This window comes from Arthrobacter ginsengisoli (assembly GCF_031456935.1).
GTDB lineage: Bacteria > Actinomycetota > Actinomycetes > Actinomycetales > Micrococcaceae > Arthrobacter > Arthrobacter ginsengisoli.
In genome coordinates, this window is sequence record NZ_JAVDVQ010000017.1 from 75,761 (window position 1) to 83,950 (window position 8,190).

General features: G+C 67.1%; 8 protein-coding genes and 1 pseudogene. 5 read left to right on the plus strand and 4 right to left on the minus strand.

The window, feature by feature from the left end:
* The first annotated feature begins 7 nt into the window (after positions 1-7).
* The 4 genes from J2X01_RS16730 (at position 8) to J2X01_RS16745 (ending at position 4,409) form a co-directional block, all read left to right on the plus strand.
* Entirely contained in the window at positions 8-3,019 is a 3,012-nt protein-coding gene (locus J2X01_RS16730; protein ID WP_310059912.1) for a bifunctional [glutamine synthetase] adenylyltransferase/[glutamine synthetase]-adenylyl-L-tyrosine phosphorylase, read from the plus strand.
* Positions 3,020-3,100: 81 nt separating this feature from the next.
* Positions 3,101-3,517, plus strand: a complete 417-nt coding sequence (locus tag J2X01_RS16735; protein ID WP_310059915.1) for a VOC family protein — start codon at positions 3,101-3,103, stop codon at positions 3,515-3,517.
* A 57-nt stretch (positions 3,518-3,574) separates the two neighbouring features.
* Positions 3,575-4,090 (plus strand): GNAT family N-acetyltransferase, encoded by a 516-nt coding sequence (locus J2X01_RS16740; RefSeq protein ID WP_310059918.1) that lies wholly within the window; start codon positions 3,575-3,577, stop codon positions 4,088-4,090.
* A 118-nt stretch (positions 4,091-4,208) separates the two neighbouring features.
* Positions 4,209-4,409: an AsnC family protein gene (locus J2X01_RS16745; protein WP_310059920.1), complete on the plus strand. Its 201-nt coding sequence runs from the start codon at positions 4,209-4,211 to the stop codon at positions 4,407-4,409.
* A 96-nt stretch (positions 4,410-4,505) separates the two neighbouring features.
* Here J2X01_RS16745 and glnA read toward each other — a convergent pair whose 3' ends face one another.
* A complete protein-coding gene (glnA, locus tag J2X01_RS16750) occupies positions 4,506-5,930 on the minus strand; it encodes a type I glutamate--ammonia ligase (RefSeq protein WP_310059923.1) in 1,425 nt (474 codons plus the stop codon).
* A 297-nt stretch (positions 5,931-6,227) separates the two neighbouring features.
* Between glnA and J2X01_RS16755 the strand changes: the two genes are divergently transcribed.
* Positions 6,228-6,665, plus strand: coding sequence for an RDD family protein (locus J2X01_RS16755; protein WP_310059925.1), 438 nt, complete (start codon positions 6,228-6,230; stop codon positions 6,663-6,665).
* Positions 6,666-6,742: 77 nt separating this feature from the next.
* On the opposite strand, the gene J2X01_RS16760 is transcribed toward J2X01_RS16755, so the two are convergent.
* The 3 genes and pseudogenes from J2X01_RS16760 to J2X01_RS16770 all read right to left on the minus strand — a co-directional run.
* Positions 6,743-7,117, minus strand: coding sequence for a DUF3817 domain-containing protein (locus tag J2X01_RS16760; RefSeq protein ID WP_310059928.1), 375 nt, complete (start codon positions 7,115-7,117; stop codon positions 6,743-6,745).
* Between the two features lie 120 nt (positions 7,118-7,237).
* Positions 7,238-7,999: a DUF4191 domain-containing protein gene (locus J2X01_RS16765; protein WP_310059931.1), complete on the minus strand. Its 762-nt coding sequence runs from the start codon at positions 7,997-7,999 to the stop codon at positions 7,238-7,240.
* A gap of 89 nt (positions 8,000-8,088) precedes the next feature.
* Positions 8,089-8,190, minus strand: a pseudogene (locus J2X01_RS16770) (lipoyl synthase); the annotation flags it as partial.

The following is an 8,190-nucleotide window of genomic DNA, read 5'->3' on the forward strand; positions in this document are numbered from 1 at the left end:
GGCCCGGGTGAGCCTGGCACGACGCCTCATTTCGGCCGGTTTCAGCGATCTGGAAAAGGGCGAACGGTTCCTGGCCGCCCCGGAGCTGGAGGGCCTGGACCAGGACACCCTCTTCGCAGGGCTGCAGCTGGCCGCGAACCCTGACACGGCGCTGCAGTCGCTGGTCCGGCTGATCGAAAAGCACCGCGGGCTGCGGGAGCTGGCGGTCGCCGAGCTGGAACGCAGCGAACCCCTGTACCGCGTGCTGGGCGCCTCCGAGGCGCTGGGCGAGTTCCTGATCCGCCATCCGGAGCACCTTGACGCCTTCGACGTGACGGCCAGCCCGGAACCGCGGGCTGCGGACGCCGCCGGCCTGCGCGCCCGGCTGCTGCTCTCGGTACGGGCCAATCCGAAAGCCGCCCGCCCGGTCGCTGCGTTGACCGGGCAGGAGGGCTACGTGGCGCTCCGCACCGAGTACCGGCGCGGCCTCGTCGAGCTCGCCGTCAAGGACCTCTGTGCCGCCGATCCGTTGGACTTCCTGCCCGCAGCCGGCGCCGAACTGGCGGACCTCGCCGGTGCCGCTATCGAGGCCGCCCTGGCCGTCTCCCGGGCCGAGGCCGCCGAACACTTCAGCGCCACCGAAGTGGCCGACGTCGGGCTCGCCGTGATCGGCATGGGAAAGTGCGGGGCCCGGGAACTCAACTACATCTCCGACGTCGACGTCATCTACGTCATTGATCCCGGCGGGCTCGACGATTCGCGCGCCAATACGATCGGTACTGCCCTAGCCTCCGGGATCTCCCGGGCAATCATGTCCATCGGCCGCGAACCCGGGCTGTGGGAGGTCGACGCCAACCTGCGCCCGGAGGGAAAATCCGGACCGCTGGTCAGGACCCTGGCGTCGCATGAGAGCTATTACGCCCGCTGGGCCGAGAGCTGGGAGTTCCAGGCGCTGCTGAAAGCCCGGACCATCGCCGGGGACGCCGATCTTGGCGCCCGCTATGAAGCCGCAGTCGCACCGCTGATCTGGGCCTCCGCCGGCCGGGAAGGCTTCGTGGAGTCCGTCCGCTCGATGCGCCGCCGGGTCACCGAACACATCCCCGCCGAAGAGGAGCAGCGGCAGATCAAGCTGGGCCGCGGGGGACTTCGCGACGTTGAATTCACCGTCCAGCTGCTGCAGCTGGTGCACGGCAAATCCGACGAGACCCTGCGCTGCCGCGATACCACCTCGGCCATCGCCGCCTTGTCCGCGGGCGGCTACATCGGCCGCTCCGACGCGGCTGAGTTCGACCGTTGCTACCGCTATCTCCGGCTGCTGGAACACCGGATCCAGCTGTTCCAGCTGCGCCGCACCCATCTCATGCCGGTCGCGGAAGCATCGCTGCGGTCCCTCGCTAAGGCCGTGCTCGGCCCGTTCTCCAGTGAACGGCCCAAGCCCGACGCCCTGGTCGAGACCTGGCGCAGGACCAAACGGTCTGTCCGCGAACTGCACGAGCGCATCTTCTACCGCCCGCTGCTGAACACCGCCGCGTCACTGAGCAGCGAGGAGGCCAGGCTCAGCCCGGAAGCCGCGCAGGGGCGCCTCGCCGCCCTGGGCTACCTCGATCCAAGCGGCGCCATGCGCCACATCGAGGCGCTCACCGCGGGGGTCAGCCGCCGCGCCGCACTCCAGCGCCAGCTCCTGCCGATCCTGCTGGGCTGGCTCGCGGAGGGGGTGGACCCGGACGGCGGCCTGCTGGCCTTCCGGCGGGTCAGTGAGGCTCTCGGCACCACCCACTGGTACCTCGGCATGTTGCGGGACTCGACGGCGGCGGCGGAGCGGCTCTGCCACGTGCTGTCCAACTCCCGGCTGATCGCCGACCTGCTCGAGGTCTCGCCCGAATCCGTGGCCTGGCTCGGCTCGGACAAGGAACTCGTCCCGTTGACCTTCGAGGCACAATGGCTCGAGATTGCCTCCAAGATGTCCCGCCACGCGGACCCGGAAAGCGCAATGCGCCTGATCCGTTTGATCCGGCGCCGCGAGATCCTGCGGACGGCGATCGCGGACAGCGCGGGACTGCTGGACCAGGACCAGGTGGGCGCGGCGCTGGCCGACACCGACCGGGCCGCCGTGCTGGGGGCCCTGCGCGTCGCGGAAACCATGGTCACCGCAGAGGAGCCGCTCAAAACGCATGTACTCGTGGTCGCCATGGGCCGGCAGGGCGGCCGGGAGATCGGCTACGGCTCGGACGCCGACGTTATCTACGTGCACCGGGGGCTTCCCGGAGTCCCGGAGGAGGAGGCCCAGCAGCAGGCCCTGCAGATCGTGAGCCGGCTTTCCAGCCTTCTCACCCAGCCGCTGAAGCCCGCCATCCTGGCTGAACGCGTCCTGATGGTGGACGCGGACCTCCGTCCCGAGGGCAAGAGCGGGCCCATGGTGCGGTCGTTGGAATCCTACGCCGAGTATTACCGCCGGTGGTCGCTCGTGTGGGAGGCGCAGGCGCTGCTGCGTGCCCGGCCCATGGCGGGAGATGATGAGCTGGCGGCCGACTTCGTGGCCCTGATCGACACCGTCCGCTACCCCGAGTCGCTCTCTGCGCACGACGTGCGGGAAGTCCGGCGGGTGAAGGCCCGGGTGGAGGCGGAACGGCTGCCCCGCGGCGCCGATCCGGCCCGGCACCTGAAGCTCGGACGCGGCGGACTGAGCGATGTCGAATGGCTCGCCCAGCTCATCCAGCTGCGGCGCGCCGGACAGCACCCGGAGCTGCGGACCACTTCCACGGTGCAGGCGCTGGAGGCGGCAGCCGCCGTCGGACTCCTCGATGCGGGGGACCTGGTGGTCCTGCTCCGGGCCTGGCGCCTCGCGAGCCGCGTCCGGTCCGCCAACGTGATCTGGACCGGGCGGGCTTCGGATCTGCTGCCGTCCTCCCGCCGCGATCTGGAGGCGGTGGCCCGCTGGTGTGGCTACGGACAAGGCCACGCCGCCGCCTTCGAGGAGGACTATTTGAGGCTGAGCCGGCGGGCCCGGGGCGTGTTCGAACGGGTTTTCTACGGCCAGTGACGGCCGGGCAGAGCTCCCGTCGAGAGCCGGGCCAGGGCCCCGGGGGCTGACACCCCGCGGCCGCGGTGCTACCTTATCCGCATGGCCAGACAACTCTTTGTGAACCTCCCCGTCAAGGACCTCGACAAGACGGTGGAGTTTTTCACTGCGCTGGGTTTTTCCTTTAATCCTGACTTCACCGATGAGAACGCCACCTGCATGATCGTCAACGACGACGCTTTCGTGATGCTGCTCGTCGAGGCGTACTTCAAGAGCTTTACGTCCAAGGCTGTCGCGGATGCCTCAGGCGCTGCCGAGGTCATCATGTCCTTCTCGCTGGACAGCCGCGAGGCGGTCGACGAACTCATTCGGACGGCACTCACCGCCGGCGGCGCACCGTCCGAGGAAGCCCAGGACTACGGATTTATGTATACCCACAGCTTCCAGGACCCGGATGGCCACCTGTGGGAAGTCTTCTGGATGGACCCGGCAGGGCCGCCGAAGGACGCAGCGCTCTGACCACCCTGCCGGCAGCCGGCGTCGGAGCAGGCCCGCCGGCTTGGGTACGCTTCTGTTATGGCTGGAAACGTGTGGCTGATGCCGCTGAAGAACCTCGACGACGACGCCTGCGCCATCAAGCTGGGCGAGATCGCAGGGCTTGACGTCACCGATGCCCAGCGCGGGTTCGTGGGCGAGCCGCTCCGCATGGTGCTCATCGGGCTGGAAGAGGATTCCCGGCACCCCTTTGCGATTGATGCCAACGGATCCGCTGTCGGGGTGCTGACCCTGCAGGCCGGGGCTGCGACCCTGGCCGGCTGGGCCGACGACGACTCGGTCTGGCTGCTCCGCGGTTTCCTGATTGACCGGCGGCAGCAGGGCAAGGGGCTCGGCACGCTGGCAGCGGACGCCGCGGTAGTGGCCGCGGCGAAACTCACGGCGGCCCTCGGCGGCGGGCAGACCGGCGTGGTGCTCTCCGTCAACGAACTGAATCCCGCCGGCCGGGCCGCCTACCGCAAGGCCGGATACGAGGACCGTGGCCAGTACCTGGGCGGCGACTCCGGCCCGCAGCGGACGATGTACCGGGGGTTCTGAGCTCGCCCGCCTCCGCGGCGGCCCTGCGCGGGCTCCTCCAGCACACCGATAACCTGCCGTCAACTTCAGTTGACTAGGCGGCGGATTGTCAACTACGGTTGACGCCAGGAGGTGTCTGATGGAAACACTGATCGGTTCGATGGATTCCAAGGGTCCGGCCGAGGCGCTGTATGCGGTGGTCGAATTGCGCAAGGAAGTGTCCCGGACGGAGACGGCAGCGGTGCTGCGGGCGCGCCGGGCGGGCCTGTCATGGGAAGCCATCGCAACGTGTCTCGGCGTGAGCAAGCAGGCCGTGCATCGGAAGTACGGGAAGCGCTGAAGCGGATTACGGACAAGCAGGATTTAAAGACCAGCGGCCCCCACCGGAAGGTGGGGGCCGCCGTCGTGCGATCCGTGGACGGAAAGCCGCTGGTGGCTAGACGCCGTAGTACAGCTCGAACTCGTACGGGTTCGGGCGCAGCGAGAGCGGACGGATCTCGTTCTCGTACTTGTACTCGATCCAGGTGTCGATCAGGTCCTGGGTGAAGACGCCGCCGGCCTGGAGGAACTCGTTGTCCTCGGCCAGGGCATCCAGGGCCTCTTCGAGCGTGCCCGGAGCCTTCGGGATGTCCTTGGCTTCCTCGGCGGGGAGCTCATAGAGGTCCTTGTCGATCGGAGCCGGCGGTTCGATCCGGTTGCGGATGCCGTCAATGCCGGCCATCAGCTGGGCGGCGAAGGCCAGGTACGGGTTGGAGGAGGGGTCCGGAGCGCGGAACTCGATGCGCTTGGCCTTCGGGTTGGAGCCCGTGATCGGGATACGGATACCGGCGGAGCGGTTGCCCTGCGAGTAAACCATGTTCACCGGAGCTTCGAAGCCCTTGACCAGGCGGCGGTAGGAGTTCACCGTCGGGTTGGTGAAGGCCAGCACGGCCGAGGAGTGCTTCAGCAGGCCGCCGATGTACCAGCGGGCCATGTCGGACAGGCCGGCGTAGCCCTTTTCGTCGTAGAACAGCGGCTCGCCACCGTTCCACAGTGACTGGTGGCAGTGCATGCCCGAGCCGTTGTCGCCGAAGACAGGCTTCGGCATGAAGGTGACCGATTTGCCCCAGGCATCGGCAGTGTTCTTGATGACGTACTTGAACTTCTGCAGGTCATCCGCCGCGTGGGTCAGGGTGGTGAACTTGTAGTTGATCTCAGCCTGGCCGGCGGAACCGACCTCGTGGTGGCTGCGCTCGACCTCGAGGCCAGCCTCATCCAGGGCGATGCACATGGCGTCGCGGAGGTCGGCCTGCTTGTCGGTCGGGGAGACCGGGAAGTAGCCGCCCTTGACCGGGGTCTTGTAGCCGAGGTTGCCGCCCTCTTCCTCCCGGCCCGTGTTCCAGTGTGCTTCCTCGGAATCGATTTTGTAGAAGCTGCCCTGCGGGGAGGACTGGTACTGGACGTTGTCGAAGACGAAGAACTCGGCCTCGGGCGCAAAGAATGCGGTGTCGGCAATGCCGGTGGAGGCCAGGTAGGCCTCGGCCTTTTCGGCCACGCCGCGGGGGTCGCGGTGGTACGGGTCTCCGGTACGCGGGTTCACGATCGAGAAGTTCAACGCGAGGGTCTTCTCCATGCGGAACGTGTCGAGGAAGGCGGTGGTGACGTCCGGGATGAGCTGCATGTCCGACTCGGCGATGCCCTGGAAGCCTCGGATCGAGGAGCCGTCGAAGAGTTGGCCGTTGACGAAGAAGTCCGCGTCAACACTCTTGGCGGGCACGTTGAAGTGCTGCTGAATGCCAGGGAGGTCGGTGAAGCGAATATCGACGAATTTAACGTCTTCGTCTTTGATGAACTTGAGGACTTCGTCCGCAGTCTTGAACATCTATGCTCCTTATGCATGTGAAAGATCTGGCCGTCAGGCCATGTGGTCCAGCGCAGTCCGACAGCGGGGAAAACACAAAAATTTCCCCGCTCCTATGCCGCTAGCAACTGTTACCACCCTAAGGACACGGGATTTCCCGATGGTGTCCGCTTTGTTTCCGGCAGGTTACAGAATGCCCTGACAGGTAAACGGTAGCCGCTGTCCACTACGTGGCCTATCCGTGACCAGAGTGTGGCCCCCGGGGGTCCACACTCTGAACAGCGCCGCGGCGGTGCTGATTGCCGATAGTCTTGGAGGGTGGTTGATCGCAAAGACATTGGCTCATGGCTCAGCGGGCCGGATACGTCCGGCATCTCGAAGTACCCGGGGGAGCGGCTGGGCCTGCCCGAGTCCGGGCCGGGCTCCATCGCCCGGGCCGGCCGGCGCATCGTCGCCATCTGCATTGACTGGGGCATCGCGCTGCTGATCAGCAACTACGCGTTCGCCGGCAATTCCTGGGCCACGCTGGCCGTGTTCGCCGTCGAGCAGGCGCTGCTGGTCGGCACTCTCGGGTACAGCATTGGTCACCGCATCATGGGGATCCACGTCATCCGGCTGGGCGGCGGCCCGGCCGGCCCGCTTCCGGCCCTGGTCCGCAGCCTGCTGCTGTGCCTCGTGATCCCGGCCGTCATCTTTGACCCGGACCACCGCGGATTGCACGACAAGGCCATGAACACGGTCCTCGTCCGGATGTAGCGCCGGCCGCGCATCGCTGCGGCTGCACGGCGCCAGTGACGAACGTTGCTACTGCAGCGCGGGGCTAGTGCCGCGTATTAGACGCCGGCCGTCTCGCGGGAAGTTTCCTTCGCCGGCGTCGACGGGTGGCGGCCGGCCTGGACCGTCAGGTAATCGTGGCGGCCGGCCCAGCGCTCGAACCAGACCGTGGCGAAGGGGAACACCGCGGAGAGCCCGGCGAACAGGGCCACCCGGAACGGCCAGCGCTGCAGACCCCACAGGCTCAGTGCTGCGATCCCGTAGCCGATGAACAACGCCCCGTGAATCGGGCCCGCGATCTCCACTCCGAGTTCCGTGGTCCGGGTGACCCATTTGAGGAACATCCCCACCAGCAGCGCGGCCCAGCTGAATGCTTCGGCGATGGCCAGCACCCGGAAGATGCGGACTACGGCAGACGTGGACGGACGTTTCATGGCGAAAGTCTCCGGTTTCTGTCCCGGCGGGACGTGGGGGATGTCGTGGGCAAAGGAAACGCCCCGGCCGCCGGCCTGAAGAGGCGGTTACCGGGGCGTGCCTGGTCTGGCGGGTGCGGCCTAGCGGCCGCGGGCTGCCTTGCGGTCCGGGCGGGCCTTGTACGGGTCAATGCCCTTGGGAATGGGCAGCCGGCTTCCGAGCGAAGAGATGCGCTTGGAGACCGTGCTGACCTCAAGCTTGGTGAGTTCGTTCTTCAGCTTGGTCATCTTCTTGGCGACCTGGCTGATCGGAACCTGGCCCTCGCCGCGGCCGGTTTCAATCACGTGGATGGTGACGTTGGGCAGGATGCGTGCGAGCCGCTTGCGTTCGGCGTCGAGCAGCGGCTTGACCCGGGTGCTGGGGCCCTCGCTCACCAGGACAACGCCGGGCCGTCCGATGGCGCGGAATACGGCGTCCTGGGTGCGGGGGTTCACCGCGACGGGCTGCTCTTCGACGATCCAGCCCCGCTTGAGCGTGCCCAGCGCGGCGCCCGAGGCGCCGGGCTGGTTTTCAATCCGTGCGAACGCGGCGCGCTCTGCACGGCGGGACAGGATCAGGGTTGCCGCCAAAACGCCCAGCGGAATGCCGATGATCAGGCCGGTAATCCAGTTGTCCAGCAGGAATCCGACGACAAAGCTGACAGCGACGACGCCGAGGAAGGCCAGCAGCATGAGCCACGGAACCATCGGATCGTGCTCGCGGGTCATCTGGAAGACCTCGCGGATCTGCTTCAGACGGCTCGGCTTCTTGACCTTGGCCGCCTTGGGCTTACGGGAAAAGAGGCCCCGCTTCGGAGCGTCAGAAGCCGGACTGGAGTTGCTGGAATCAGGGGAATTCGCCATAGTGCCTTAATTCTACGTGATACACAGCAAAGGGCCGGACGCGGAATTCCTCCGGGGACGGCCCCTCGGCGCAATCGTTACAGCTCGGGTCAGGAGTGCGCGGCGAGGAGTGTGCTGGCTTCCTGGCGGGTGCTGCCGGAGCTTTCGATGTGGGCGAGCTGGGGTGGGATGTCCCGGCCTTTCTTGCGCAT